The 26294-nt window shown below is 44.8% G+C and carries 30 protein-coding genes; all 30 read right to left on the reverse strand.

Annotation, left to right across the window (positions count from 1 at the left end; genetic code table 11):
• Window positions 1–17: 17 nt before the first annotated feature.
• Entirely contained in the window at window positions 18–947 is a 930-nt protein-coding gene (locus VIG27_RS11030; protein ID WP_394522567.1) for a molybdenum cofactor synthesis domain-containing protein, read from the reverse strand.
• Window positions 948–965: 18 nt separating this feature from the next.
• Window positions 966–1460 carry a cyclic pyranopterin monophosphate synthase MoaC gene (gene moaC / locus VIG27_RS11035; RefSeq protein ID WP_394522568.1) on the reverse strand — a complete coding sequence of 165 codons (495 nt, stop codon included), beginning with the start codon at window positions 1458–1460 and terminating at the stop codon, window positions 966–968.
• 20 nt (window positions 1461–1480) lie between these two features.
• On the reverse strand, window positions 1481–3385 hold the full coding sequence (locus VIG27_RS11040; RefSeq protein ID WP_394522569.1) for a molybdopterin biosynthesis protein: 1905 nt from the start codon (window positions 3383–3385) through the stop codon (window positions 1481–1483).
• A 24-nt stretch (window positions 3386–3409) separates the two neighbouring features.
• Window positions 3410–4642, reverse strand: coding sequence for a gephyrin-like molybdotransferase Glp (glp, locus tag VIG27_RS11045; RefSeq protein WP_394522570.1), 1233 nt, complete (start codon window positions 4640–4642; stop codon window positions 3410–3412).
• On the reverse strand, window positions 4630–5298 hold the full coding sequence (locus tag VIG27_RS11050) for an ATP-binding cassette domain-containing protein (RefSeq protein WP_394522571.1): 669 nt from the start codon (window positions 5296–5298) through the stop codon (window positions 4630–4632). Before VIG27_RS11050 ends, glp begins: the two co-directional genes overlap by 13 nt.
• The gene (locus VIG27_RS11055) at window positions 5282–5968 is read right to left on the reverse strand and encodes an ABC transporter permease (protein WP_394522572.1); all 687 of its coding nucleotides are present in this window, start codon (window positions 5966–5968) and stop codon (window positions 5282–5284) included. Before VIG27_RS11055 ends, VIG27_RS11050 begins: the two co-directional genes overlap by 17 nt.
• A gap of 12 nt (window positions 5969–5980) precedes the next feature.
• On the reverse strand, window positions 5981–6874 hold the full coding sequence (locus tag VIG27_RS11060) for a substrate-binding domain-containing protein (RefSeq protein WP_394522573.1): 894 nt from the start codon (window positions 6872–6874) through the stop codon (window positions 5981–5983).
• Window positions 6875–6934: 60 nt separating this feature from the next.
• Entirely contained in the window at window positions 6935–7915 is a 981-nt protein-coding gene (gene moaA / locus VIG27_RS11065; protein ID WP_394522574.1) for a GTP 3',8-cyclase MoaA, read from the reverse strand.
• 11 nt (window positions 7916–7926) lie between these two features.
• Window positions 7927–8847 carry an ACP S-malonyltransferase gene (locus tag VIG27_RS11070; RefSeq protein WP_394522575.1) on the reverse strand — a complete coding sequence of 307 codons (921 nt, stop codon included), beginning with the start codon at window positions 8845–8847 and terminating at the stop codon, window positions 7927–7929.
• Between the two features lie 175 nt (window positions 8848–9022).
• The gene (locus VIG27_RS11075; protein WP_394522576.1) at window positions 9023–9655 is read right to left on the reverse strand and encodes a PIG-L deacetylase family protein; all 633 of its coding nucleotides are present in this window, start codon (window positions 9653–9655) and stop codon (window positions 9023–9025) included.
• The gene (locus tag VIG27_RS11080; RefSeq protein WP_394522578.1) at window positions 9652–10521 is read right to left on the reverse strand and encodes an NAD-dependent epimerase/dehydratase family protein; all 870 of its coding nucleotides are present in this window, start codon (window positions 10519–10521) and stop codon (window positions 9652–9654) included. The genes VIG27_RS11075 and VIG27_RS11080 overlap by 4 nt, the downstream gene beginning before the upstream one ends.
• Window positions 10518–11216 (reverse strand): 4'-phosphopantetheinyl transferase family protein, encoded by a 699-nt coding sequence (locus VIG27_RS11085; RefSeq protein ID WP_394522579.1) that lies wholly within the window; start codon window positions 11214–11216, stop codon window positions 10518–10520. The genes VIG27_RS11080 and VIG27_RS11085 overlap by 4 nt, the downstream gene beginning before the upstream one ends.
• 5 nt (window positions 11217–11221) lie before the next feature.
• Window positions 11222–11704, reverse strand: a complete 483-nt coding sequence (locus VIG27_RS11090; RefSeq protein WP_394522580.1) for a flavodoxin domain-containing protein — start codon at window positions 11702–11704, stop codon at window positions 11222–11224.
• Window positions 11705–11712: 8 nt separating this feature from the next.
• Window positions 11713–12720 carry a dTDP-glucose 4,6-dehydratase gene (gene rfbB, locus VIG27_RS11095; protein WP_394522581.1) on the reverse strand — a complete coding sequence of 336 codons (1008 nt, stop codon included), beginning with the start codon at window positions 12718–12720 and terminating at the stop codon, window positions 11713–11715.
• A gap of 2 nt (window positions 12721–12722) precedes the next feature.
• A complete protein-coding gene (locus VIG27_RS11100; protein WP_394522582.1) occupies window positions 12723–13949 on the reverse strand; it encodes a beta-ketoacyl-[acyl-carrier-protein] synthase family protein in 1227 nt (408 codons plus the stop codon).
• Window positions 13950–13961: 12 nt separating this feature from the next.
• Window positions 13962–15068 (reverse strand): 3-hydroxyacyl-CoA dehydrogenase family protein, encoded by a 1107-nt coding sequence (locus tag VIG27_RS11105; RefSeq protein ID WP_394522583.1) that lies wholly within the window; start codon window positions 15066–15068, stop codon window positions 13962–13964.
• A gap of 7 nt (window positions 15069–15075) precedes the next feature.
• Complete coding sequence (locus tag VIG27_RS11110; RefSeq protein WP_394522584.1) at window positions 15076–16473, reverse strand: B12-binding domain-containing radical SAM protein; 1398 nt, start codon at window positions 16471–16473, stop codon at window positions 15076–15078.
• Window positions 16474–16488: 15 nt separating this feature from the next.
• Window positions 16489–17601 carry a 3-oxoacyl-ACP synthase III family protein gene (locus tag VIG27_RS11115; protein WP_394522585.1) on the reverse strand — a complete coding sequence of 371 codons (1113 nt, stop codon included), beginning with the start codon at window positions 17599–17601 and terminating at the stop codon, window positions 16489–16491.
• Window positions 17598–18326, reverse strand: coding sequence for an enoyl-CoA hydratase/isomerase family protein (locus VIG27_RS11120; protein WP_394522586.1), 729 nt, complete (start codon window positions 18324–18326; stop codon window positions 17598–17600). The genes VIG27_RS11115 and VIG27_RS11120 overlap by 4 nt, the downstream gene beginning before the upstream one ends.
• Entirely contained in the window at window positions 18323–18940 is a 618-nt protein-coding gene (locus tag VIG27_RS11125; RefSeq protein WP_394522587.1) for a hypothetical protein, read from the reverse strand. The genes VIG27_RS11120 and VIG27_RS11125 overlap by 4 nt, the downstream gene beginning before the upstream one ends.
• A gap of 4 nt (window positions 18941–18944) precedes the next feature.
• Window positions 18945–19394 carry an acyl-CoA thioesterase gene (locus tag VIG27_RS11130; RefSeq protein ID WP_394527529.1) on the reverse strand — a complete coding sequence of 150 codons (450 nt, stop codon included), beginning with the start codon at window positions 19392–19394 and terminating at the stop codon, window positions 18945–18947.
• Window positions 19387–20124 carry an enoyl-CoA hydratase/isomerase family protein gene (locus VIG27_RS11135; RefSeq protein ID WP_394522588.1) on the reverse strand — a complete coding sequence of 246 codons (738 nt, stop codon included), beginning with the start codon at window positions 20122–20124 and terminating at the stop codon, window positions 19387–19389. The genes VIG27_RS11130 and VIG27_RS11135 overlap by 8 nt, the downstream gene beginning before the upstream one ends.
• Window positions 20125–20126: 2 nt before the next feature.
• On the reverse strand, window positions 20127–20432 hold the full coding sequence (locus VIG27_RS11140; RefSeq protein ID WP_394522589.1) for an acyl carrier protein: 306 nt from the start codon (window positions 20430–20432) through the stop codon (window positions 20127–20129).
• Window positions 20433–20454: 22 nt separating this feature from the next.
• Window positions 20455–21318: a hypothetical protein gene (locus VIG27_RS11145; RefSeq protein ID WP_394522590.1), complete on the reverse strand. Its 864-nt coding sequence runs from the start codon at window positions 21316–21318 to the stop codon at window positions 20455–20457.
• Window positions 21305–21907, reverse strand: coding sequence for an indolepyruvate oxidoreductase subunit beta (locus VIG27_RS11150; RefSeq protein ID WP_394522591.1), 603 nt, complete (start codon window positions 21905–21907; stop codon window positions 21305–21307). Before VIG27_RS11150 ends, VIG27_RS11145 begins: the two co-directional genes overlap by 14 nt.
• A gap of 15 nt (window positions 21908–21922) precedes the next feature.
• Window positions 21923–23656: an indolepyruvate ferredoxin oxidoreductase subunit alpha gene (gene iorA / locus VIG27_RS11155; protein ID WP_394522592.1), complete on the reverse strand. Its 1734-nt coding sequence runs from the start codon at window positions 23654–23656 to the stop codon at window positions 21923–21925.
• 7 nt (window positions 23657–23663) lie between these two features.
• Window positions 23664–24083 carry a hypothetical protein gene (locus VIG27_RS11160; protein ID WP_394522593.1) on the reverse strand — a complete coding sequence of 140 codons (420 nt, stop codon included), beginning with the start codon at window positions 24081–24083 and terminating at the stop codon, window positions 23664–23666.
• A gap of 25 nt (window positions 24084–24108) precedes the next feature.
• Window positions 24109–25041 carry a GNAT family N-acetyltransferase gene (locus VIG27_RS11165; RefSeq protein WP_394522594.1) on the reverse strand — a complete coding sequence of 311 codons (933 nt, stop codon included), beginning with the start codon at window positions 25039–25041 and terminating at the stop codon, window positions 24109–24111.
• Between the two features lie 31 nt (window positions 25042–25072).
• Window positions 25073–25291: a phosphopantetheine-binding protein gene (locus tag VIG27_RS11170; RefSeq protein WP_394522595.1), complete on the reverse strand. Its 219-nt coding sequence runs from the start codon at window positions 25289–25291 to the stop codon at window positions 25073–25075.
• A 22-nt stretch (window positions 25292–25313) separates the two neighbouring features.
• Complete coding sequence (locus VIG27_RS11175) at window positions 25314–26282, reverse strand: 3-oxoacyl-ACP synthase III family protein (protein WP_394522596.1); 969 nt, start codon at window positions 26280–26282, stop codon at window positions 25314–25316.
• Between the last annotated feature and the right edge of the window lie 12 nt (window positions 26283–26294).

Here is a 26294-nt window from a genome sequence, read left to right on the forward strand (position 1 = left end):
AATCAGATCCTCTTCTATTACCTTGCACAATTAGATACCCTTCCGAGCAATACATTCAGACCGTGGGTAAACTGATCCCCAATGTATTCCATACTTTCTTTCACCGCTTTGGGACTTCCCGGAAGATTTACAATCAATGTTTTCCCCCGTATCACACTGACTCCACGGCTGAGCATGGCCCGCTTTGTAATTGCCATGCTGTGCATTCGCATGGCCTCTGCGATTCCGGGAGCCATTCTTGTGGCTACCGCAAGCGTTGCCTCGGGCGTGCAGTCCCTTGGGGAAAATCCGGTTCCACCGGTCGTCACAATTAAATTCACTTCTCTTTTATCGGAAAGTCTGACCAGTTCTTCCCCGATCCGGCTTTGTTCATCGGGAAGAAGTAAGGATTCCACAACGCGGTAACCGTTTTCCTCCAGGATCGCTTTTAACAGCGGTCCGCTTTTGTCTTCCCGTATGCCGGAAAAACCGGAATCACTAAGGGTCACAATTGCAGCGGTAAATCTGTCATCCCGCTCTTCAAGCTTTCTCATTTCATCTCCTACAGAAACAGTTCCTCCCTGGAGCACTTGTGCAAAGGTGCCTTCTGTGGGCATGATACACTGACCCATTTTGTAATAAATCTGGCAGGGAGAATGGCACTGTTTTCCGTGCTGGGTCAGCTCAAGGATCACATCATTGCATTGAAATCTGGTTCCTATGGCTATGGAACGAAAATCAAATCCTTCCACAATGAGATTTTCTCCAAAGGCACCGGGGAGCACATCCGCTCCCCCCCTCTGAAACGCTTCTATCTTTTCATATGACAGAAGACTTACCTGGCGATGCCAGTTTCCTCCATGTGCATCTCCTACGATTCCATAATTTACGGCAAACTCCGCTGTTTTCACATTTGTCTTTTGGGTTCCCCGTTTTTCACCGACACACACTGCCTTTACAGTTCCCATATCCTTTTCCCCATCCCCTTATCGTCTGTTTTTATGAAAGTAATCTCCACTTTTTCCACCTGATTTATGTTCCAGATATATGTCCTTGATTACCATCTCTTTATCCAATGCCTTACACATGTCATAAATGGTCAAAAGAGCCACGTTCACACCGGTCAGAGCCTCCATTTCCACTCCTGTTTTTCCGGTTATTTTTATGGTACAGACTGCTTCGATCTCATGGTTTTCCTCATCCATATGGAACGCTACAGATGCTTTTGTAATCGCAAGAATGTGGCACATGGGAATCAGGTCGGAGGTCTTTTTTGCACCCATGATTCCGGCCACTCGCGCGATTCCTAATACATCACCTTTTTCCACGGTTCTGTTTTCAATCGATTCATATACCGCTTTGTTGACCTTGATTCTTCCTTTTGCTACAGCCTCTCTCACGGTCTCTCTTTTATCTGTCACATCCACCATAACTGCATTTCCATGGGGATCAAAATGAGTAAATTGATTCTCTTTTTTCATCTTTCTTTGGCATCCTTTCCTCACAAATACCAGATTTCTCCTGCCAGATCATATTGGTACCCTCCGATCTGGTCCATACGGCGGTGAAGCTCTTCGCTTTTTAATACCCGGAGAAAGGAGCGCATCTGAGGGAGGTCTAAATACTTGACCGGGACTGCAAAATCATACTCTTCTTCTCCAAGAGGAAGAAACTCTAAATCCATCGCCTTTGCAGCTGAGAATATTCCCATTGCGGCATCCGCGCTGTTACTGGCTACCAGAGCTGCTGCTGCCATGTGGGTAGATGCTTCCCTGTCATACCCTGCTATAAGGGAAGGGTCCAAATTTAAACGCTTTAACTGATAATCAAACAGCACACGGGTTCCCGCTCCTCTTTGCCGGTTTACAAAACGGCATTTGGTCAGATCCTCTATGCCTTTAATATGAAACGGATTCCCCTTTTGCACCATCAGCCCCTGAATGCGTTTCACTCCTTTTACGACCGCCATCGGCTCCTGGAATAAACGGGCTAAATACGGAAGATTATATACCCCTGATTCCTCATCCAGCAGATGAGTTGGGACCATATGAGCCTCCCCCCGCTTTAAGGCCATAAGTCCTCCCATGCTTCCCACATGGGTACTGGACATGTAAATCCCCGGATCATTGCATGACATAAAGTCCCCGATGAGATCAAGAATAAGATCATGGCTTCCAATGGAAACCAGGGTATGCCGGATCTCTGAAAGGCTTCTGTAGAGTTCCACCGTTACGGTTTCCCCCGCTTCCACACCTTCACTGTTTTGGTCAATGACACAAAAGCCATCTGCCCGTACCAGGCTCATGGCCGCTCCTGCTCCTCTGGAAAGAGGAGATGCCACCAATCTTCCATCAACCTCGCCCACCTTTACCCTTATGTATTCTTTGTGTTTTAAGGAAGAGACCAGGCGTTTTGACAGCACCGCCTTTTCCTTGTTGTTTTCATATCCATGCTCTCCCGTAAACATGGCCAGGATGGGTTTTACAAAATTCTCAAAACCGATGTAAGCCGATACCGGATATCCCGGAAGTCCGATCACCGGCTTCTCTTTTACCACTGCAAGTATGACCGGTTTTCCAGGTTTTATGGCAACTCCGTGGACGAGAACCTCTCCCAGTTCTCTTAAAATATGAACCGTATAATCCTCGGTTCCGGCACTGGAACCGGCATTTATAAGTACCATATCGAAGTGGTCAACGGCATTTAAGACTGCTTCTTTGATCTTTTTATAATCATCCTCAATCGGTGAAAACCGATGGGCAGCTCCTCCATAGGAAACCACCATGGCTTCAAACATCCTTGAGTTAGATTCCAAAATATCCCCTTCTCTTGGCTCTGTTCCGGGTTCTATGATCTCCGTCCCTGTGGGAAAGATCGCTACCTTTGGCTGTTTGACCACTTTGATTCTTGTAATTCCACCGGAAAAAAGAACCCCGATGTCAATGGGGCGGATTTTGTGCATACCGGATAAAAGCATTTCCCCGGCTACAATGTCCTCGCCCACAGGCCGGATATGCTGCCAGGGAGCCGCTGCTTCCAGAATCTTAACGGTGCCGTCACCACATTCTATCACATCCTCTGCCATAATAACGGCATCATAAGGATATTTTACAGGATCACCGGTATCCACAATTATGTAATCCTCCTGTTTTTTCAGTTCCAGAGGTTCCCTCTCTGAGGCCCCCTTTGTCCTTTCTGCAATTACGGCAATTCCATCCATGGCGGCAGCATTGAACATAGGAGAAGAACATACTGCAAAAACCGCCTCTTTTGTCATTCGTCCCAAGCTCTTCTCGGTGGAAATTTCTTCACATTCCATCTTAATCCGGCCTTTGAGCGCATTCTTATAAATAATGCGGGCCTCCTCCACCGGAGTATTGTTTAAATATAAATTCCTTTTTCCCATAACCTTAGCCTTTCTACGGGATTTCTATGACAGAAAAAACACTTCCACCTGCTGATCTTTTTTTACCCCTTCCTGGTTCTGTCCAATCATCAGGTAACCATCTGCCTTTGTGAAAGTCGTGATAAGACCGGATTTCCCATACACAGGCTCTGCATAATACTCCTGCTCCTTTTTAAGGAGTCTTACCAGCTGACAGGTAGCCCGGCCCGGCGCTCCGGCCAGATTGGCAGTCATACGGGCAAATAGAGATGGTCCTTCCTTCTGATGCGTCATATGCTTATAAAGCCATACAATCAAAAGCTCAAATACCAGCATGGCAGCTACCGGGTGTCCGGGCAGTCCCGCAGCCAGAGCAGCTCTTGACCGGTCATACCCAAATATGGAAGGCTTTCCCGGTTTTAAGGCAAGTCCGCGGACCAGAGTATTCCCATCTGTGACCTCATCAATAATCTGACTGGTGGCATCCTTTTTCCCTTTGGAACTTCCCCCAGATAAAATCACAAGATCACTCCTGTTCAAAGACTGGACCACCGCTTCTTTTATGACTTCCCTGTCGTCTTTATATACCATGACATTCTGTACCTTCAGACCACATACTTCCGCCTGGGCTTTCAGTGCGTAGGAATTAATATCTCTTACCTCTCCGGGCAACGGCTGCACAAAAGGGGGGACAAGTTCGTCTCCGGTGGAAAGAATGGTGATGGTCCATGGCTCATACACCATTGCATCTAAAATCCCCAGGCTGGCCATAACTCCGATCTCCTGGGGACGGATGCGGGTGCCTTTTTTTATGACCAGTTCGCCGCGGCGGATATCCTCTCCCACAGATACCACGTTTTTCCCATATGCCACCGGATCATAGACGGCCAGATGATGCTTATCAAACATCTCACAGTATTCTTCCATGACCACGGCATCCGCTCCCTCAGGGATCATGCCCCCTGTAGGCACATAGGCACAGGTCCCGTTTTTTACGGAGCCGTGAGAAGGAACCCCCATGGATACCTCCTCCACAATTTCCAATAATACAGGAAGGTTTTCTGAAGCTCCCGTGGTATCCGCCGATTTCACCGCATATCCGTCCACCATGGAACGGCGAAAGGAGGGAACCGGTTCTTGTGCCAGAAGGTCCTCAGCCAGAACATATCCTAAGGATTTGTTTGACTCTACCCGGATTTTCTCAGGCTTTTTTTCCTGCATGGCATGAATCAATTTTTCTCTTGCTGATTCTATGGTATCGACCTTTAATAGCTCCATTGCGTTTCATACCCTTCCTTTATGAAGTATCCCATCTCTTTTGGTGTTCCTGAAAAAAGATGCCTTCCAGCTTCCATCAAATGTACCTCCTGGCAGAGACCGTCAATATGCGCAGGCTGGTGGCTTACAATCACCCAGGTGATAGGATTTTCTTTTTGGATTTCCATAATGATGGTTTGAAATGACCGTATGCTCTCTGCATCCATATTTGCCATGGTCTCATCAATAAACACCAGCTTGGGTTTAAAAATAAGCGCTCTGGCAAAGGAAAGCTTTTGGCGTTCTCCGCTGGAAAGGCTTGGGGCAAACTGCTGTTCCTTTCCGGCCAGACCGCACTGGTCCAGCCATTTTTCGATTTCTTCCTTTACCGGCATCTTCTTTCGGAGCTTTAAGGGGTAGATCAGGTTCTGGTAAACCGTATCATGAAGCATATAGGGCCTTTGGGTGGTAAAGGTAATATCCGTGCTCTTTAGGCCGCCATAATCAATGGTTCCCTGGTCAGGTCTCATAAGGCCGGTAATGAGTTTTATCAGTGTGGATTTCCCGCTTCCGTTCTTGCCAATCAACCCATGGATCTTTTTTTCCTGAAGAAACAGCCTTTTTATATCCAGTTGAAAATTTTCGATTCTTTTTTCCAGTTTAATAATTTTCACCATTGTTTTCGTACCTTTTTAATGTATCCATGATCGTCTGTATGCAAAAGGAAAGGATCAGCAAAACGGCCCCAAGGGTAATGGCTTCGCTATAATCCCCTTTATTCCTCATTAATGAGATGGCGGTGGTCATGGTTCTTGTTTTATATTGAATGTTCCCTCCCACGATCATAACGGCCCCTACTTCACTGATGGACCGTCCAAAGCCGGCTGCCAGTGTAAAACAGATATCCGGTTTCATTTCTCTTAGGAGAAGGAAAAAAGTCTGGCTCCGGCTGGCATTCATGCTGACCGCAAAGGTCCGAATCTCTGGGGCCGCTTTCTTTGCCGCCGTGCAGACCATACCGCTGACAATGGGAGTGATAATGAGCAGCTGGGCAATGACCATGGCCGGAAAAGAAAACAACAGGGAAAGTCCGCCAAAAGGCCCTCTGCGCATGAAAAGAAGATAGACCAGAAGACCAACCACCACCGGCGGGAATCCCATAAGGGTCCGGTTTACCCGCAATATAATTTTCTTTCCGCAAAAATCACTTTTTTCTAACAAAAGCCCCAGTGGAATCCCAAGCATTGCTGACAGAAGGGTCGACACAAGTCCCAGCCTTATGGTGAGCCATATGATATCCACGGTTTCCTGATTCAGGGTCAGATGGAAACTTGAAAGAAATACCATAAGCCGGCTCCTTTATTTATTGGCCTTTGCATTGGGAGTAAATAAGGACTGTCCGTATTCATCCATTCCAAAACTGCCGATCAGCTTTTGAGTGTCATCAGACAGAATCCAATCCACAAAAGCCTTGGCTCCTTCTGCATTGATTTTTGGATTTAAGTCGGGATTTACTGCAATGACCCCATAATAGTTGAGAAGCTGGGTATCTTTTTCACAGATGATATCCAGGGAAGTTTTTTCTTTTGTTGTCAGCCAGGTTGCCCGGTCAGATAACGTATAGGCTCCCTTTTCATCTGCCATGAGAAGCGTGGCTCCCATTCCCTGACCGGAGCTGATATAATTAGGATTGTCGCCGGGTGTAAGATTCATGGATTTCCATATGGAACGTTCTTTTGTATCGGTGCCCGAATCATCTCCTCTGGAAACAAAAGCGAATTGATTGTCAAAAATAGACTGAAATGTTGATTTTACATCCTCATTCTTTTTTATCTTTCCGGCGGGGCCTGCCACAACAAAATCATTATACATGACGTCGTAACGCTTCACTCCGTACCCTGCCTTCATATACTCCTCTTCTTTGGCCTTCGCATGAACTAAAAGTACATCCGCTTCTCCGTTTTCTCCCATCTTTAATGCTTCTCCGGTTCCCACAGCTACCGGTTCCACCTCCCAGCCTGTTTTCTTTGTAAAATCCGGGAGAATCACGTCTAAAAGTCCGGAGTCCTGGGTACTTGTGGTGGTAGCCAATATGATTTTACCTTTTACAGGTAGGGACACAACGTCATCTCCTGCCGCAGCCGTTTCCTCCGACGGGTGCTGTGCCGTGGTTACCGAAGTCTTAAAAGTACTGCATCCCATTAATAAAGTACTAACTATCAGGCTTAATAGTATCATTCGTATATATTTCATCTCATGTTCCATCCTGTTTTATTATTTTGTTTTTGTTGCCGGTTTCAAAAACTTCTTTTCTCATCCCCCAATCTGTGACATATAATTCTGCTCACAAAACTCGGGATACGTTAGAGAATGAAAGCTGTGCCCGTCTGGTTTTTCATAGATGCCAAAAGCAATGGCCCGTTCCAAACTCGAATCGTCTGTTTCCCGTCTTAGGATGGATTTTAGATCCAAGCCTTTTTCATATTGGAGACAGGTCTTTAAATGTCCATCGGCAGTCAGCCGTATCCGGTTACATTCCTTACAAAAATTATGGGACATGGCACTGATAAACCCGATAGAGCCAAGAAAGCCTGGTATGGAATAATATCGGGCCGGCCCGCTCCACTTTGACGGCGGAAGGGGAATTAACGCTCCGTAAGTATGGGTAATCAGGCAACGGAGCTCCTCTTCCTGCCGAAAGGAATGGCGCTTTCCTAATCCTATGGGCATCATTTCAATAAACCGGACACTCAATGGATTTTTCCTGGCTAGTCCCACCAAATCTGTGATTTCTTTTTCTGATGTATCTGTCATAGGTACACAGTTGATTTTCATCTTTAAGGCTTTGTATTGAACCGCTTCTTCTAGGGCAGCATACACCTGGGAAAAACAGTCTTTGCCTGTAATGTGCCGGTACCGGTCCGGAGCCATGGTATCAAGACTTATATTGATCCCATCTAATCCTGCCAAGCAAAGGCCGGATAGGTGTTCCCTCAAAAACACTCCGTTGGTGGTCAGGGTGACACGCCTGATTCCTTCCAGCCTTTTGATTCCTCCAACCAGAGAAACAATATCGTCCCTGACCAGCGGCTCTCCTCCGGTAATCCTTACATGCTTCATTCCAAGCCGGGCAAAGCACCGGCAGAGTCTTATGATTTCCTCATCAGTCAACAGGTCACTCTTTGGAAGAAAAACGGCACCTTCTTCCGGCATACAGTATACGCAGCGGAGATTGCATCTGTCCGTCACGGAAATTCTGATGTAATTAATGTTTCTTTTGTATTGATCTATCATTTTTTATCCTTTTAAGTAAGCGTTTTGCTTACGGTATCAAACGTATCAAACCGGCAGGTATCCTCAATGGATCTGGAAATTTTAGTCAATCCCTTTCCAAGGCTCACTTCGATAAAATTTTTGATCCCTGACCGTGATAAGAAAGCGATGGAATCCCCCCACTTCATGATGCTGTACATGTTTCGCACCAATTCGTCCGAAAGGTCCCTGGATTTCCACCGGATGCTCTGATCAATGCTGGATAGAAACGGAATGGGAGAATCAGCAACCTTGATTGTTTCTACGCTGACGGACAAATCCCGTTGGGGTCTATGATACAAAGGCGTATGAAATGCAAATTTGGAATCAATGGCATAAACATGAAGGGCACCTCTTTCTGCCGCAAGAAGGCAAACCTTCTGAACGGAATTTTCATATCCTGAAATCACAAAACAATAGGGGTTATTTTCGCAGGCAATAAACACTCTGCCCTCATTCCGGCTATCCTTTATGATCCGGCCAAGCTCTTCCTTTTCAAACCCTATGATGGTTGCCATTCCTTCTCCTGCACTTTCTTTTTGGCTGATTTCATGAAGCAAAAAAGCTCCTGCCTCAAACGTGATGGCTTGACTGCAGGCCAGTGCCGTAATGAGTCCCATGCTGTAACCAAGGAAATAGTCCGGCACCACGCCCCGGGCGGCATACCATTGGTAGATGGCATAATCACAGGTGTAGATGGTCAGCCAGTTATAGAGATTGCTTTCTGTGTCCATGGCTGGTCCATAAAGATAGGAATTGATATCTATTTTATACGTTTCTTTTAAGATGTCTGATAGCTGATGAATCCTACCTCTTTCCTTATCGGGAATCTTATGGATTACCTTCCGGTAATCCGCTCCGATTCCAGCAAACATCATTGCCAAATTGTGTTTGTTTTTAAGATTGCGTTCCATAGCTGCCCCCTATATTCTTATGATTCCGTCTGGTTTTAAAATAGATTTTATTTGTCCGCCTGTCCCATATCAGCCAGCTGACAGAAGATAAAATTACAGCAGTGACACACAGCAATAACAGCTTCATCTTTTTATACAATCCCTCCACACTCCTCTCCATTCCAGTCAAGTTCCTTTATACGATTTCACGGTATAAATAAAATGCTTCCGCATAGGCCGTATTGATCTCCGCTCCCCGATATGCCGCCACCAGCCGGCTGGTATCCAGGGTTCTGGTCTGGGCATTGTTTTCTGTGGAATAAACAGAAAGAGCCGCCAGTTTATCCTCTATTTCATTGGTGATATCCACATAGTAATTGGGTTCAAATTTTTTTGTAGAAGCAAATATTTCATAAAACAACACTTTTTTTAGAAAAGGTGTTTTTGATGGCCTGCACCAGACCATGGCCGCCTGTGAAACGATCCGGTGATCCGAATTCATATCAGAATCATAATGACAGTATAAAACTTCTGGCTTTAACTCAAAGATAATACGTTCCAGAGATGTTACAATATCAAGCTGAGGGATGGTATCTAACATGATCAAGGGATGCTCTGCAAAGAATATCTCCTGTATTCCCAACACGTCTGCCGCTTTTTTTGCATGAGCTTTTCTTGTGTTTACCAGTGCTTCATCAAAGCGCTTGGAATACTTTGAACTGATAAAGACCACAAAAACCTGATCTCCTTTTTTTGTATGCCTTTTTATGGTTCCGCCACAGCCCAGCACTTCATCATCAATATGGGATGCAATTACCAGCACTTTCATCTTTCTGTTCCTCTCTTTTGTGATTGGTAGTAATCTTCTAATATATCATTCATAGTCTTTGATGCCTGAAACGATAATTTCTGACGGGCCTTTTCGGCACAAATAACGGAGGGAAGTGTCTCCTTTTCTTCCCTTATGATGAGGGAAGACTTGGAATCGCATCGCTTAAGGATTATGTTGACCAGTTGAAGCATGGACATAGAATCCTCCGGGGCTAAGTTAAAAACCCCTCCGCCCAAAAAACAAAGGCACTGACTGATGGCCTGGGTAAAGTCCGTCACATCAAGCAACTGGATGATCTTTTTAGGAGATACAAAAAGTTCCAACGGTTCATGGTTCCTTGCCCGCTCAAAGAACAAGGGAACTGCTGCAAGGTTCTTCTGCCCTGCTCCGGTGATGTTGACGGGGCGGAGAACCACCAGCTTATTTTGGGGCAGCAGACTCTCGCAAAGAAGCTCTGCCTCATATTTTGTCTTTGCATAATTTCCCACCGGAGCGATGGGAGACTCTTCTGTGATGATCTCTTGCTCTCTTGCGTAAACAGCAGCCGTGGAAATGTAAATAAACTTTGAATATCCGCATGCATGAATGAGATTTTCTGTTCCCTCCACATTGACCCGGTGAAAGATCCGGCTGTCAATGTCCGCTCCAACCGTGGTACGGTTCAATGCCGCCAGATGAATGACCGCATCAAACTCCCGATCCAGCTGGAATCTCTTTGTAATATCCACCGGATAATATCCATCCAGAGGATGAGCGGAAGAAGGTTGTCTTCCCAGCCCATAGACCTTATGACCATAAGACTTGAGTCTGGAAAATAGATATCCTCCCGCAAAACCATTCACGCCTGTAACCAGCACATTCATAATGCTCCCTCCCGATATGCAATCCCAATCTGTTTTTCTTCTACTGTGATCCACTGAATTTTTAACAACGCATGGAAAACGTCCAGTGTGAGTATGGCTCCCGGAAGAGTTAAGCCAAGGGGGAGGGATATCGTTCCCAAATCAACGGTAAGCCCCACAGAGAGGGCCTTTGTGACTGCCTCCTTCATCACCCATGTCCTGCAAAACATCTGGTACTGCTCCTGCCTGGAGAGCCTCTGGTAATAGGTAAATTCTTCCGGCGAATAGAGCACTTTCAGAGCCTCATACGTTCTTTTTCTGAAGGACTGGGCTGTTTCAATATCTATGCCCACCTCCCTGGTTCTGTCTGCAATCAGAATCAGATATTCTCCGCTGTGGGAAAGATTGAATTTCATATCCGTGACCGGCTCTAAAATAAAGGGCTTTCCGTATGAATTTCTGCTAAACCGGATCTCATTTGGAGAGCAATCCAGAACCCCGCTTAATATGAGCCTGGTCAGCGAACGCCGGAGCATCATTCTGTTTTGCGGCCGCGGCATCCGAATAAGGTTTAACCGTTTTTTCTCCTCATCCGATAAATAATCCTCATAATGAATTTCACTTACTTTTCTGCATCGGTCCAGGTCTGCCAGATACACATTTTCTTTTAAAAGAGTGACCGCCCCAAGTCCTATCAGATTCAAAAGTCCGTACACAGCAGCTAAAACCTCTTAATAAGTGCTAAGATGGCATCTTCTCTCCTGGTATCGGCCATATGAGGATCAAAGTGATTCTTTTTTGCGATTTCGACCAGGATCATTCTTATAAAAAAGTTCTGGGAAGAGATATCCAGTTTCCCTCCCAAATAGAGAGTCTCATAATGCTTGTTCTCCAAATATCTGGATACCCCCTGATTTACAATCCCGGAATAGCTTTCTTTGGAATCCAGTCCGTGAATAAAAAAGGTAACCGGTTTGGTTCTCAGTCTTTCCTTGTTTTTCTTTACATAACCGGTCACAGAACCAGGAAGTTTCCCTCCGTAAATTCCTGTGCCAATGTAAATATGGGAATAGCCCGATAAATCCAGGTTTCCTGCCTCTGATATCTTATGGATATCAAGAGGATGGTCTGCGTGAGCCTTTATCCGCAGAACGGTTTCCTCTGTCGTATGATTTTTTGATGCATACAGAATCAGATTTTTCATGCTGCCTCCTACTTTTCGTTCCAGAAACCCTTGAAGTAACGCTCATCCATTCCGGCTCTTAATTTTTTCCAGTAGTCCACGTGATCCACATACCAATCCACTGTTTGAGAAAGTCCGGAGGAGATATCATACTGGGGCTGCCAGCCAAGGGCCTGGAGTTTTTCAGTGTTTAAGCTGTAACGAAGGTCATGCCCCGGTCTGTCGCTGACATAACGGATAAAGGATTCATTTTTCCCCATCAGAGAAAGAATCCGCTTTGTCAAATCCAAATTTGTGACCTCCTGCCCACCGCCTATGTTATAGACCTCTCCATTTACTCCATCTTTTATGACCCGATAGATCCCGCTGCAGTGATCTTTCACATAAAGCCAGTCCCTGATCTGGCTGCCGTCGCCAAACACGGGAACCGGAATCCCTTCATAAAGATTGGTGATAAATAAAGGGATGACTTTTTCAGGATATGCGAACGGTCCGTAGGTATTGGAGGCTCTTGTGATACAGACAGGAAGGCCATAGGTGGCAAAATAGCTGTAAGCCAGACGATCTCCCCCTGTCTTGGACGCAGAATAAGGGTTTCTTGGCTTTAATTCCGAGGTCTCATAAAAACTGCCTTCCCGAATCTGTCCATACACCTCATCGGTGGAAATCTGAATGAATTTCTCCAGAGTCTCCCGGTTCTTTAATGCCTGCTCCAGAAGTACATACACGCCGATCACATCGGTCATTAAAAAATCCTGGGTGTTCCCAATGGAACGGTCCACCGCAACCTCTGCCGCAAAATTGACCACTACATGGACCCCCTCCATCAGTGTTTCCACCAGACCAGAGTCACAGATATCTCCTTTTACAAATTCAAAATCTTCCCGGTCTATTACCTCTGCCAGATTCTCCATATTACCAGAATAGGTAAGCTTATCCAGTACGGTCACATGGATATCGGTTTCCTTTTCGTATAAATATTTCACGAAGTTTGAACCGATAAACCCTGCACCGCCAGTAATTAAATAGTTTTTCATCTTCACTCTCCTTGGTATTTTTTATATAATATGCTGGCATTATGCCCGCCAAAGCCAAAGGAATTAGAAATTGCCATCGTTACCTCTTTTCGGACGGAAACATTAGGTACATAATTTAAATCCAGTTCCAAGTCCGGCTCCCTGTAATTGATGGTAGGGGGAATGATCCCCCGTTCCATCGTCAAAACCGTAACGATCCCCTCAATGACTCCCGAAGCGCCTACCGTATGACCGATCATAGATTTGGTAGAGGATACAAAAAGGTTCCTTGCGTGGGAGCCAAAACAGGATTTAATGGCCATGGTCTCATATTTGTCATTGAGATAGGTGGAGGTGCCGTGGGCATTGATATAATCAATATCCTCCGGTTTTACGCCGGCTTGCTCCAGGGCAAGCTTCATGGTCTTTGCCATCATGATGCCATCTCCCTCCGGGGCCGTAATATCTCCGGCATCGCTTGTGATGGCACAGCCCCCAACTTCTGCATAGATTCGTGCATTGCGTTTCCTTGCATGTTCTTCTGACTCTAAAATCATAATTCCGGCCCCTTCTCCCATAACGAATCCATCCCGGTTTTTGGAGAACGGACAGCAAGCGGCTTCCGGCATGTCGTTCTTTACGGACAATGTCATGATCTGGTTAAATCCTTTGATATACTCTTTTTGGATGTGAGAATCGGCACCTCCCGTAATGACAACATCAGCAAAACCAGAACGGATCAATTGCTGCCCCAAAGCAATGGCATAAGCAGATGATGCACAAGCGGTCGATACATTAAAGTTGGGGCCTTTAAGCCCGTAGCGGATAGATATCCAGGCACTGGGCGCATTGGGCATGGATTTGACAATGCAATTGCTTTCAGACCGCTCTTTCTCCACGTCGCTGTAGGCAGTGGTTACAATCCCCAAAATCACGGCAACCCGGCTTTTATCACAAGCCTCAAAATCAATGCCGCTGTCTTTGACCGCCTCATCTGCCGCCACCAATGCCATTTGGGTCAAACGGGTCATCTTGCTCCGCTCTCTCTTTTTTATCAGCTCTTTTGCTTTTTCCAAAAAGCTGTCATCTACCTGGGCGGCGATCCTTGTCTCTAGTTCGGATGGATCAAACAGGGTGATGGGTTTTACTCCCGATATCCCCTCCGTCATTTTTTGAAAGCTTTCCTCCATGGTGTTGCCCAATGCATTTAACATCCCCATGCCTGTAATTACGGTCTTGTTTTCTTTCATGGATACTCCCCCTTATGTGTAACGATACATACAAAAATCTGCCGGAAGAAATAACGGGTCCCTGGTCTTTTCATACTCTTCCATCATGGTTTTTAAAATGGCCGCCTTTGGAAGCTCCTCATAAAGAACGTTTAAGGAAGCAGATAAGCCCAAGACTTCCTCTACGCTTTCCTTAAATTGATTTTTATCCAATAGCGGATCTTCCATATACCGTAAAATCTCATTTAATAAAAAAGCAATCAATTTTATCCTGTACGCTTTCTCCCACGCTTCCCGGTTTTCTAAAAAATCCAGCCCCCTTTGAACGGGATCTTCTAAAGACAGAAGTCCTCCGCCCCCTCTTCCGTCTTTTCCCTGTTTCATTAAATCCGTTATCTGTGCAAGAAGAGGCTGATATAGGGAAACATGACGTTTATCCGGGAGATTGGCAAGGCACTGGGAGATGATTAGAAAACCAGTAGAATCCACCATCTCAAAGATTCCAAAGACAAGCACCTTCCCGGTAATCCGGTCAAGGTCTTTTAAGGTCAGTTCTCCATCTAAAGACAGCTTGTAGGTAAATGCGGCCAGTGAGATCAAAAGTTTCGATAACACCAAACGGCTTTGTCCTCTTAATACCAAAGGTTTCCTGCCGGTCATAGCGAGGAACGTAACCATTTTTTTGACCGTCTCTTCGCCTGTATCGGGACCTGCATTGACTTCTGCCGTGGAAATCACTTTTGACGGGTAGAAAAAATGGAGCCCCACGCAACGCTCTTTTGCTTTTACACCATCAAATACATCCGTTACGTCAAGAGAAGAGGAATTGGTTGCAAAGATACAAGTCTCTTTTGCGATCTCTTCCAGTTTTTTAAAAAGCTCCTGCTTAACCTTTAAATCTTCTGTGACAGTCTCGATGATAACATCACAAACAGCCAAGTCTGAAAGCCTGTCTGTAATCATCGGAGTTTCCTTCCCCGTAAACCGGGGGATTCTATTTAATATCTTTTGGGTTTTCTTTGTGATCTTTTGAATCTGTTCCATTTTTCTTGAGACCAGTATGACATTGCAGTCACAACCGATCAGAGAATAGAAGAGATCCTGACCCATTCTTCCTGATCCAACGATTCCTATTGTCATTCTTTTCCTATTCTACCAGCAGATCACTTCCATATTTCAGGCGATATTCATCTCCTGCAACTTTACTGGTTTTATACAGTTTTCCAACCTGTTCATAAAATTTTGCTTCCGGTAACACGGTTTTCACCACCGCATTGGTCAAGTTATAATAATCCAGGTTATGGTTGATGATGTCTTTTTTCATAGTTTCATAAAGATCTGTTCCCGGAAATGGGGTAAGCACCGTAAAACCAGCATGGTAAATGGGATTATCATTCACAAACTGAGCGACCCTGTCAAAATCAGCTTCCACATATTCCGGTCTTACAATGTAATTCCCGTTGACTAAAATCCCAAGGCTGTTCAAAAATTTCAAAGCACCGGAAATGTTTTCTATGGTATTTTGTTTGTTATAAGCCTCTAATTCTTCGTTGCTGGTGGCTTCTAACCCGCAGATCGTGATCCGGAGTCCTGCTTTTACGGCAAGTTCGATAATATCGGGATGCCGGATCACCGTATCCGTCCTCACATCTGCCAGATAATGATGGTGATTTAATCCTTCTTCTATTATTCTGGTAAATAATAGCCTGGCTTTTTTTATATCGCCAAAGGTGTTGGCATCGCAGAAACGGATGATGGGATATTCATCCATGGTTTTTAATTCCCGGATAATGCATTCCACATCTTTATGAAAATACCGTCCCCCTGTGGTCTGCCAGATGCTGCAAAAGTTACATTTATGAGTGCAGCCCTGGGAAGTACTGATGTAATGGATCTTTTTCCCCATCTGACGGATGGTATAATTATATTTATCCGTCAGCTTCCGGTTTGGCATAACCGTATCCAGAATATGCTGCTCCTTAATTTCCTCCGTGCTCAGACTGCAGATAGAAGGAGTATAATAAAGGCTTGTCCCCCGATTAAGCCCCAGTCCCGGAATTTTACTGAAATCTGCCAGCCAGCCATCTGCCTGAAACATTTCTATCATCTTTTTAAAGCTGTATTTTCCAATTCCAACGGTAACAAGATCCGCATTGGAACCTGCAAACGAATCGGGACACAGGGTCGGATGGATGCCGCCCACCATGGTTAAAATGTCCTTTTTGTATTCTTTTGTTATATTTAAGATTTTCAGGACGGAATTATACTGGGCTGTGATGCATGTAACTCCCACAAAATCAGGAGAAAACCGCTTTAGCTCTTCCACATACGCCTGGACAAAATCATATCCCGGAATATTATCCTCTTCTGTCTTTTGATCCAGGATCACCACTTCATCATCAGGTACCATGCTTGCCAGCTCATTAAGAGCAAGAGGCGGCCCCACCATGACTCTTCTCCCAAAAGATTTTCTTACGGCATCGTCAGCAAAATCGAACATACGGAACACTTTGGGAATGGGAGGATTGACCAATAGTATTTTCATCTTTTGTTCCTCACTTTATATTTTTCTTAAAGTAAAACCTGCCTGCATGAATTTGCTAACCTCCATGACAAAGCTGAAAATCAAATCCCCGCTCTGATAGGTATGTTCCTTTAACAGATTATCAATAGAAATAAGGGCGGCGGGAGGACCTGCGTACCCAACCTCTTCAATGGCACTATAAAACTGGTCTTTCCGTATTCCAAGACCAAGACATTCTTCAATAATCAACTCTCTGACAAATTTTGAGGGCATATTTACTACAAAATGCTTTAAGTCTTTCAAATTAATGGATTTTTCATTTAACATTCGTACCAGGGCATTATAGAAAATGGATTTACCGTTTTCTTCCATGGCGTAATCCCGCATTTCATTCAAGTACATTTGCCGGATATGATGATAGCCGTTCTCATAATCCTCTCTGGGGTTTGTCCAATGATAGGGATAGCGGTTTCCCATGGCTGACTGCTTTTTGCTTCCCGAAGATTCAAAGTAGGTATCCTCCAGATAAAGCCCTTCCTTTTCATCTTTTTCTGCAGAAAATACCATGGCACCTGCCCCGTCGCAAAGATACCAGCGAAGGAACACATCTTCTTTGGTTATAAGGGTCTGATTATAAAATTCCGGAATAAAGCAGGAGCTTGCTACACTGGAGGAGATAACAAGCGCATTTTTATATTCTCCGGAGGCCAGCATGATATGGGCCAGCTTGATTGCTTTATAGACGGAGGTACAGTTGGAATGAATGTGGATTTCCCCGCACAAGTCAATCCCCAGTTCCTCCTGTATTCTGGTGGTGATGGGCGGGATTTGGTGAGAAAATGCGCCGCCGTATATCAATAGATCAATGTCCTTTGCCAATACCCCCGCTGCATCCATGGCCTTTTTTGCGGCTTTGACCGACATGGTAAGATTGTCATCGGTAAAGGTTCTTGTTTGATTGTCAAAGGCATAGTAGCATTGGTTCACTCCAAGCATTTCTTTGATGATTGGCTGGACTCTTTCTGCCCAGTTTTTGATTTTTTTAGGCGCCTCCTGAAACTCTCCCAGATAATGATTGATTTCATCAAAATCAATGGGATTTCCCGGAAGATATGTACCTACGCCGGATAACTTTACATTGATAGTCATCGGATCGACTCCCCTCTTTCACTAAAATATTTTTCTTTAAACAGATCTAAGAAATGAAACCGGTCGGTAAAATGGTACTCCCGATGATGTTCATGGATAAAAGCCAGGAGCTTTCTTGCATATTCCAGCGAGCTTTTTCTGGGAACCAAAAGATCAATCACTCCCAGCTGCTCTGCTTCCTGGGAATCAATGAGGCTCCCCTTTACAATCATCTCATAGGAATGAAAAAAGCCTGCTTCTTCAGAAAGCCTCAAGGTCCCGTTTACCCCTGGAAGAAGCCCGAAGGTGGATTCCGGCAATCCAAGCCTGGCACCTGACTCACAAATCCTTATATGGGAAGCCAGTGCCAGTTCAAATCCTGAGCCGATGCAGAAGCCGCTAATGGCACTAACCACCGGAATCTCCATTTGAAAAAGTTTTTTAAAGCTATCTTTACACTCCAGATACCATTCCGGGTAACGGGTCACAACACCATCTTTTACTGAAGTATGGGTGCTGATAAAATCCAGGAGTTCTAAAACATCTGCCCCTGAACTAAAATGCCTCCCGCTTCCATATAGAATGATTCCGGAAGCATTTGTTAATAAGGCATACTCCTTAATGACCATGGATATCTCTATCAGGAACTGGGGTATCATTTTATTGGCAGGAGGCATGTTCATGCAGATATACCCAATCCCCTCTGATTCTTCATAGACGATCGTTTCAAATTGATGTTCTTTCACTTCTTCTCTTCCTCAGTTTTTAAAAGAGCCAGTTGACAAAAATAAGCGGTTTCAGGATCCGTCATAAGGGGTTGTCCCATCAGACTGCACTCTTTATAACGATTCATACAGCTTTTAATTGCATGAAGCTGCTCCCTGGTCCGTCCCAAAGTCAGGTTTAAAATTTGTGATTCTAAATCTTCATAGAAGCTGGCGTTCCTTAAAAGGGCATTGGCAAGGCCATGGCTTAAGAGTTCTTTACTGCTCAGCCTCCGTATTTCTTCTCCCAACGAAGCTTTGGGTGCAAATAACAGATGCAGAAACCGGAGCCCCTTCCTATGGTGCGGATCAAACTGCAAGGCTCCATTTTCAGAAATCAAGCACAGATCGAATGCATACATCTTTTCGTAAAGACTCATGGTAAACTCACAGTTAAGGATTAAAACCGCTATGAGATAGGGATCAAAAAGGATTCTTTTTACCTCTGCGAATTCTGTCTCTGACATGGGGCTGAAACAGTCCTTTTTCAGATCCAGAATAATGATGTTTTTCCCGCCTGGTTCCATGGTTCCATTTACAAACGGGACCAGATCTTTAACGGTTCTGATTTCCAAAAGCAACATATGGTCATCCATCAAATCAATCCCCCTTATGGGCGATGGCTGGTTCTTTGGCTGAAAATACTTCTCTGATATGAGGCGGAATGTCATACACGATCCGGTCCTCGGACACAAGAAGCATCTTTACCTTTGCCTTCATCATGGTAGTTCTTCGATCTTTGCCCACTGCTTTATGATCAGATACAATATAATTGTTTTCGATCCAGTAACGGCTGTTTATGACAAACTGATCAAACAGCCTTAATTCTTTGATATATTTGACGTTTACTTCAATGACGACCGGATATAGCTTCTCCCGCTCTAAATCCTCCATCATGGAAAACTCACGAAAGAATTTCCAGCGCACCGTTTCTAAATAATTTAAATAAACCGAATTATTTACATGTTTGAAAGAGTCCAACTCATGCCCCTGAACTTCAAACCAGCACTGATTCGTTAAAATATGATCATCTCCTGTTCCCTTACCTATCCATGGTCTTTAACAGCTTGGCAAAATAACTGCTTTCTTTTTCATACATGGGCCAACAGCCGGCCCCGGACTGATCCATACTGTCATAAAGGTATTTTATTTGACTGGGGGAACAGTTGTCTGTCAGTCCCTCGATCAGTTCCACCGCTTTGGAAAACGCTTCTTTTTTTTCTGTAAGCTCATCTGCCAGTCCAAGACCCACGGCTTGTCTGGCGGTTATCATATCTCCTGATAAAATGAGCCTTCTGGCTTCTCTCGGTCCGATCAGCTTTGGAAGTCTTACGGTTCCTCCAAACCCAGGCAATAAACCTAGGGTTACTTCCGGAAAAGAAAACAAAGCAGATTCTGCCGCCACCCGGTAATTGCAGCTGAGGGCAATCTCAAGTCCCGCTCCAAAGCAGGCTCCTTCGATGGCCGCCACGGTGACCAGAGGAAGGGCTTCCAGGCAGGATAATATCTTTTTCCCCTCATTCAGTTGTTTTTCAAGAATCTTTGGGGTATCTTTATACATCCGTATCCGGTCTACATTGGCTCCTTTGCTGAAATTCCTTCCGTTTCCCGTTATGATCAGTCCCTTAAACGGATTATGATACAGCCACTGTTTCAATTGAGGGAGATCCATAAAAACAGCATCATCCACCAGATTATCTCTTCCATTTTGAAGTCTTAATACTCCGATGCTTTTTCCCACAGTATCATATTTCACCATAAACGCAGACTCTGTGTCCATGATTACAGCGCCTCTACGATGTCATTTTCCTTTTCATATACCAAATAGGCAGTCTCAATGACTTCTTTGATGGTATTGGCCGGATTTTTAAGTAAATATTTACCAATATTCTGCATCTGGATGTTTAAGCTGTATTTCTTTTTTAACTGTTCGATTAACTCAACAAACATCAGGGAATCACCGTCTAAATCATCAATTACGGATAAGTCATCCTTAAGCTCTGTTACGGGAACCTCACACTCATCGGCTAAAAATGAGTATACCATTTCTTTAATTTCTTTTTTTGTCTCTTCCTTTAACTGTCTCATTTTATTTCTCCTTTGTTTTTTATTATGATTTAATATTTGCTAAAAATAAGTAAAGGCACCTGCTTAAAATTACAGCAATCACCAGAAAAACAACAAGCTCAGAAACATCGGTGGATACTCCATTGACTGACTGATTGATAAACATGGCAATAATAACAATGACAAGTACCATCTGCTTGATAACCATAACCGGTGCTAAGAGGTAACCAAACTTATTCTTTTTCATCAGTAAGATTCCTGACAGAATTCCTGCCGGAATCAGAATGGATAAGTCCAGAGCCTGGATCACCAACGTGGTGTAATGTTCCAGTTCCGCCGGAACTTTTTGATGTATAAGGGGAATGCAAATTCTCTTTAACCACATCATGCCAGCCAATACCGCGGTTAGGATGAGGATAGTTCCTACGAATTTTTCCGGAAATCCTTTGCCTAGTCTGGACGAAATATCTTCTTCCCATAAGGAGAAGAAGGTCAGTATAAAAGCAAAAAAGCAGGCAGACAAAACTGCAGCATATACGAGAAACAGCCCATTATACATTGCACCAAACGAATAGGTAGCATAAGTATAAAGAAGGTATCCCAAAAGTCCAAGAAGGAGAAATCTGCCTTTTAAGGAGCCTTTTCCCGCAAGCACCAACGACCCCAGCAGTGCAGGGATTCCAAGAACCAAAGTTACCCCATCCTGGGCTTTTGCCTGCAATGCCATGGAGACGGATTCATTTTTATAAATCCCATGTCCATATGCCATTACAAGGTTCCCATGGATCGAACGCAGCGAAATCTCTTTCTCTCCTCCTGTCAGAAAAATTCCGCAGGCAGCGGCGGTTCCCGCCAGTATTACTATCAATATGGTTAAGAAACTGATTGCTTTTTTATATTTCATCATTCTCTCCGTTTGACTCGATGCATCTGCTCTTTTTATACCCAAGCGAAAACGCTTTTAAATTAATATCTGCCAGTTTTTCCTGTACCACTTCTTTTATGGCTGTAAGCCATTTGTCCTCTTCAATTTCTGTGGTGGCTGCCAATGCTCCGATCAGAATTACGTTCACCGTCTTTAAGTTTCCGGCCTCTTTGGCATAAGCGAGGGCATCAATGACCTTACAATGGATTGGCAGGGATAGAAGCTTTTTCTCTAAATCCTCAGGATAGTTTGCCGTACCAGTGATGACCGGCATAGGATCAATCCGCTGGCTGCTTGTGATTAAGGTACCTCCAGGCTTTAGCCATTCCACATATCTGGCTCCTTCTAACAGCTCAAAAGCAAGAATCACGTCTGCGGTTCCTTTCTCTATGATGGGTGAATGGATCTTTTTACCAAATCTTACATAGGTCACTACGCTTCCGCCTCTTTGGGACATGCCGTGTACCTCGGAAACTTTTACATCAAGCTCCAGGTTTTGGGCCAGCTTCCCAAGAATCCTGCTGGCAACCACAGCTCCCTGGCCGCCAACTGCTGCAATCAGAATATTCATACCGCTTCTCCCTTCTTATGCTTCTTTCTTAATGGCATCAAACCTGCAAACGTTGGCACATAGCTCACACCCCACACAAAGCTCCTTTTTTATCTCTGCTATGCCCTGGGAAAAGGATATGGCAGGACATCCAATCTTCATACATGCTTTGCAGCCAATGCATCCTCTGATGTTTAAAGGTTTGTGGATCAGGGGTGAGTTTTTCAGGAGTATGCAGGGACGCTTCGTAATGATGACAGACGGCTCCTCGGCCTGTGTCTCCTCTATGATGATCCGCTCCAACTCCGTAATATCATAGGCGTCTACGGTTTGGATTCTTTTTATTCCAATGGCTTTTGCCAGAGCCACAAAATCAACGGCCTGACTCTTTTCTCCCCGAATGGTACAACCGGTTCCCGGATGGTCCTGGTGTCCGGTCATGGCGGTGGTGGAATTATTCAGGATAATCACCGTAACATTCCCCTGGTTGTATACCACATCAATCAACGCGGTGATGCCGGAGTGAATGAAGGTGGAATCTCCAATAACTGCAACTGTTTTCTTTGAAAATTCCTTTCCCCTGGCTTTCTCAAACCCAAAGGCCATTCCAATGCTGGCCCCCATGCATATGGACGTGTCCATGGCGCTTAAAGGAGAAAATGCCGCCAGCGTATAGCAGCCGATATCCCCGGATACGTGAAGCTTTAGCTTGTTTAAAACATAAAACACCCCTCTGTGATGACAGCCGGGACAGAGAACCGGAGGCCTTATGGGAATTCCTTTGGACAGTTCTGTCTCCACTCCAGCAATCGTCTCCTTGAGCACTGCGGTACGGACGATTTCCTGATTTAGTTCCCCAATGGTGGGAAGCACTTCTTTTCCAACGACCGCCAGGCCCCAGGACCTGATCTTCTCCTCAATGATCGGTTCCAGTTCTTCAATGACGTAAACGGTCTTACAGCTTTTTATGAATTCCGTAATTTTCTTTCTGGGAAGGGGATGGGTAATCCCAAGCTTCAAATAAGAAGCTTCGGGAAGCACTTCTTTGGAATATTGATACGCAATGCCGCTGGTAATGATTCCAATGTTCGTGTCATGATATTCCACCGTGTTAAGTTCTGTGGTCTCTGCAAATTCTTCCAACTTTCTTAAACGCTCCTCTGCGATGACTCTTCTCTTTTTTGCCACTGCCGGAGCCACGATATACTTGTTGGGATTTTTGTCATATTCCCTTAACTCCCAGGGCATCGGTTCTTTCAGCTCCACCAGGCTTTGGGAGTGAGAGATCCTCGTGTTTAACCGAAGAATCACCGGTGTGTCAAAAGTCTCACTGATCTCCAATCCCGCTCCCACAAACTCCTTACATTCCTGACTGTCCGATGGTTCCAGAACCGGAACCTTAGCCGCCTTTCCAAAGTACCTGGTGTCCTGCTCATTCTGGGAACTGTGCTGGCTGGGATCGTCTGCAACCACAAGCAGCAGACCAGCATTCACACCGGGATAAGAAATCGACATCAGGGGATCAGCCGCTACGTTCAGCCCCACATGTTTCATGGAAACAATCGTTCTCGCTCCCGCGATGGAAGCCCCGATTCCCACCTCTAATGCAACTTTCTCATTGGGAGACCATTCCGTGTTTATCGTTTCATATTTCTTTATATTTTCTGTAATTTCCGTACTTGGTGTCCCTGGATAGGCGGAGGCAACCGTTACTCCATATTCAAACGCACCCCTTGCAACTGCTTCATTTCCTAAAAGTATATGTTTCATACGTGTATCATTTCCTTTCGAAATGTTCCTGTAGATTATGAATGTCGTTTACCACCTTTTGAAAATGTCTGTCCCGTTCCTGACTGACCACATGGGCTTCTTCCATGGAAAATTCAACGGATACCCCTTGGTCTGTGGCTCCAAAGGAAAAGCATCCTACCGGGGTATAGGGACCGTTTAAAATGTAAAAACATATTTTTTTATACCGGTCACATTCTATAATTTTATAATCGGCTTGAATGGTCTTATCTGGAGGGCCATTCATCTCCTGCAAAAACACCGCACCGGTTTTGATGGGCTGCTCTGACGGATATTCCACCGATTTTACCCCCGGCCGCCATATCTTATTGTTTCTTCCGTCCAATAGGAATTCAAAAATTTCCTCTAATTTACCGTGTAACAAGACGCTTGCACTCGCATATGCCACCGTTTTATCTCCTTTGTCTGTCGTACTAAAAAACCTCATTGTCCCCAATGACCAGATTGGAAGTTTCTCCAAGAGAAACCGGACCTTTCGTCATGGGAGTATACGCTATGAGATTGCTGTATTCTGTACTTTCGCTAAATCCCGCACGTCTGAAATATTCCGCATAAATGGTAGAGCTTAATACATTCATAAGGGTTACCGGTTCTTTTATGGTGCCTGCTGCCTTTAATAATTCTAAAAATATGGTCTCATCCTCCGCTTCCACATCAAGGATATGTATTCGGCGGGAAGGCTCGTAGTATTTAAACACCACATATCCTCTCACCCTGCCCTTTTCCTGGAAAAAAAATATGCTATAGTTCCCGGAGGGACGCTTGAAATAACGCCAGGAAAAGTACTCCACCTCTTTTACAATGGAAAATGATCTTCCGTCAGCAATGCTTAAGGCAAAGTCCGAAAAAGCCTTTTCCCAAAACCGTAAATTAAACGAGGTAAGGGGACTGATGCGTTCATCCACGATTTTACCGGAAACCACATCTTTGATCCTCTTCGTTTCCAGGTAATAATTCTTTGGAAATGCAGTCCACCCTACTCTCCGGTGCCCGGGCAGAGAGTTTTCATTTGGAAATCCAATCAAGATTTGAACCCCTTGTTCCCCTGCCTTTGAAAGTACATACCGTCCCAGCTTTGTAAATAAATGGAAGCCCTGATATTCTGGTGTGACAAAAACATTGTTGCACAGCCCGCTCTTTACCAGCTTCCCATGAAAGAAGGCATGACTTTGCAGGATACAATATCCAGCGGAAAGAACCTCCTGGTCAAAGGCTCCATAGACAAGATTTCTGGAATCAAAAATCCATTCATAGTCCCTCTTTTCAAAGGGCCGCTCAAAGGCAAGTTCCCAGCCGATTATAAATGCAAGCTTTTCCCACTCTTTGGTCAGTCGTCTGAATTCCATGGCACACCCCTCCCCTTTTGTTTTACTCAAGTTATTTATCTGCCTCCAGCTTTTTTGCCAGTTCTGCAAACGTCATGGTTTTTTCCACTTCGTCATCTTCAATGTCCAGCTCCAGCGTCTCACTCAGTTCAATGATGAACTGAACCAGATTCATGGAATCAAACCGCTTTGCTTCTTCCAGTCTGGAGGACGGCAGAATATCATCATCCTCAAAAATCTCTGTGGCGAGTGCCATTATTACATCTAACATCGTAAGTTCCTCTTTTCTCCGTTTATTCCCTATGATTTTCTTTCTTCAGATAGCAGCCCGCCCAGGAAAGTCCGCCTCCGAAAGCTGCCAGAAAAACATGGTCCTCTTCATTTGCTTTTTCTGATTCCAGATATTCGTTTAAGGCAATTAAAACAGAAGCACCAGCCGTATTGGCGTATTTCTCCACATTGATGAAGAATGTCTCCTCCGGTAGGTTGGTACGTCTTGCAATCTCTTTGATAATGTTTCGGTTGGCCTGATGAGTGATGATCCGGTCAGCCGCTACGACATTCCTTTCTGCCAGGGTCTCAATCAGTGCACTTCCTTTTTCACAGGCAAAACGGTATACACTTTGGCCGTCCATAGAAAAGTAATAATCCCGTTCCTTTTTTACGGCTGGGGCCGGAAGCATACTTCCTCCTGCCGGTATCTGAATCACATCACAGCCGCTTCCATCTGAAAAAAGCAGGACATCCTTTAGCTCATAGAGTCCATGACCGGACACAAGGACCGCGGCCGCTCCATCTCCAAAATAGGGATAGGTAGCAATATCTTTTGGATTCAATAACCGGCTGTACACCTCTGCGGCTACCACGATCACATTTTTTATCCCATCTTTTATGAGAGCAGAAGCGATTTTTAATCCATAGATTCCTCCGCTGCAGACAGAATTAAGATCAAAACAAAAAGCGTTCTTCAAACCGCAGATTTCCTGGATCCTCGTTGCAGTCGCAGGCTGTATCCGGTCCGGAGAGGATGTGGCACAAATGAGGGCATCAATCCCAGATGGGTCCATTCCGGTCTTTTTTAACAGCTGCTTTACTGCCAGGGCACCAATATCTGAAGTACACTCGTCGGTCACATGTCTTCTTGTCTTAATTCCGGCCTTTTCTTCAATGAGCTGCCGGTATTTCGGCGGAAACTGGGTCAGCTCAGAATTGGATATTTCTTTGGCAGGCAGGTATTGCGCCGTATTCACGATATAAGCCATAATTCCTCCCCC

This window comes from Lacrimispora sinapis, from assembly GCF_043633585.1.
GTDB lineage: Bacteria > Bacillota > Clostridia > Lachnospirales > Lachnospiraceae > Lacrimispora > Lacrimispora sinapis.

Excerpts from the sequence above, each read along its gene's own strand:
- VIG27_RS11140 (WP_394522589.1), bottom strand. The coding sequence starts at position 20,432 with ATGAGACAGTTAAAGGAAGAGACAAAAAAAGAAATTAAAGAAATGGTA.
- VIG27_RS11170 (WP_394522595.1), bottom strand. The coding sequence starts at position 25,291 with ATGTTAGATGTAATAATGGCACTCGCCACAGAGATTTTTGAGGATGAT.
- iorA (WP_394522592.1), bottom strand. The coding sequence starts at position 23,656 with ATGAAACATATACTTTTAGGAAATGAAGCAGTTGCAAGGGGTGCGTTT.
- VIG27_RS11105 (WP_394522583.1), bottom strand. The coding sequence starts at position 15,068 with ATGACAATAGGAATCGTTGGATCAGGAAGAATGGGTCAGGATCTCTTC.
- VIG27_RS11060 (WP_394522573.1), bottom strand. The coding sequence starts at position 6,874 with ATGAAATATATACGAATGATACTATTAAGCCTGATAGTTAGTACTTTA.
- VIG27_RS11135 (WP_394522588.1), bottom strand. The coding sequence starts at position 20,124 with ATGGACACAGAGTCTGCGTTTATGGTGAAATATGATACTGTGGGAAAA.
- VIG27_RS11100 (WP_394522582.1), bottom strand. The coding sequence starts at position 13,949 with ATGAAAGAAAACAAGACCGTAATTACAGGCATGGGGATGTTAAATGCA.
- moaA (WP_394522574.1), bottom strand. The coding sequence starts at position 7,915 with ATGATAGATCAATACAAAAGAAACATTAATTACATCAGAATTTCCGTG.
- VIG27_RS11115 (WP_394522585.1), bottom strand. The coding sequence starts at position 17,601 with ATGACTATCAATGTAAAGTTATCCGGCGTAGGTACATATCTTCCGGGA.
- VIG27_RS11080 (WP_394522578.1), bottom strand. The coding sequence starts at position 10,521 with ATGAATGTGCTGGTTACAGGCGTGAATGGTTTTGCGGGAGGATATCTA.
- VIG27_RS11145 (WP_394522590.1), bottom strand. The coding sequence starts at position 21,318 with ATGATGAAATATAAAAAAGCAATCAGTTTCTTAACCATATTGATAGTA.
- VIG27_RS11150 (WP_394522591.1), bottom strand. The coding sequence starts at position 21,907 with ATGAATATTCTGATTGCAGCAGTTGGCGGCCAGGGAGCTGTGGTTGCC.
- VIG27_RS11050 (WP_394522571.1), bottom strand. The coding sequence starts at position 5,298 with ATGGTGAAAATTATTAAACTGGAAAAAAGAATCGAAAATTTTCAACTG.
- VIG27_RS11125 (WP_394522587.1), bottom strand. The coding sequence starts at position 18,940 with ATGGATGACCATATGTTGCTTTTGGAAATCAGAACCGTTAAAGATCTG.
- glp (WP_394522570.1), bottom strand. The coding sequence starts at position 4,642 with ATGGAGCTATTAAAGGTCGATACCATAGAATCAGCAAGAGAAAAATTG.
- VIG27_RS11075 (WP_394522576.1), bottom strand. The coding sequence starts at position 9,655 with ATGAAAGTGCTGGTAATTGCATCCCATATTGATGATGAAGTGCTGGGC.
- VIG27_RS11165 (WP_394522594.1), bottom strand. The coding sequence starts at position 25,041 with ATGGAATTCAGACGACTGACCAAAGAGTGGGAAAAGCTTGCATTTATA.
- VIG27_RS11030 (WP_394522567.1), bottom strand. The coding sequence starts at position 947 with ATGGGAACTGTAAAGGCAGTGTGTGTCGGTGAAAAACGGGGAACCCAA.
- VIG27_RS11110 (WP_394522584.1), bottom strand. The coding sequence starts at position 16,473 with ATGAAAATACTATTGGTCAATCCTCCCATTCCCAAAGTGTTCCGTATG.
- VIG27_RS11090 (WP_394522580.1), bottom strand. The coding sequence starts at position 11,704 with ATGAAAAATCTGATTCTGTATGCATCAAAAAATCATACGACAGAGGAA.
- VIG27_RS11175 (WP_394522596.1), bottom strand. The coding sequence starts at position 26,282 with ATGGCTTATATCGTGAATACGGCGCAATACCTGCCTGCCAAAGAAATA.
- rfbB (WP_394522581.1), bottom strand. The coding sequence starts at position 12,720 with ATGAAAAACTATTTAATTACTGGCGGTGCAGGGTTTATCGGTTCAAAC.
- VIG27_RS11070 (WP_394522575.1), bottom strand. The coding sequence starts at position 8,847 with ATGGAACGCAATCTTAAAAACAAACACAATTTGGCAATGATGTTTGCT.
- moaC (WP_394522568.1), bottom strand. The coding sequence starts at position 1,460 with ATGAAAAAAGAGAATCAATTTACTCATTTTGATCCCCATGGAAATGCA.
- VIG27_RS11055 (WP_394522572.1), bottom strand. The coding sequence starts at position 5,968 with ATGGTATTTCTTTCAAGTTTCCATCTGACCCTGAATCAGGAAACCGTG.
- VIG27_RS11040 (WP_394522569.1), bottom strand. The coding sequence starts at position 3,385 with ATGGGAAAAAGGAATTTATATTTAAACAATACTCCGGTGGAGGAGGCC.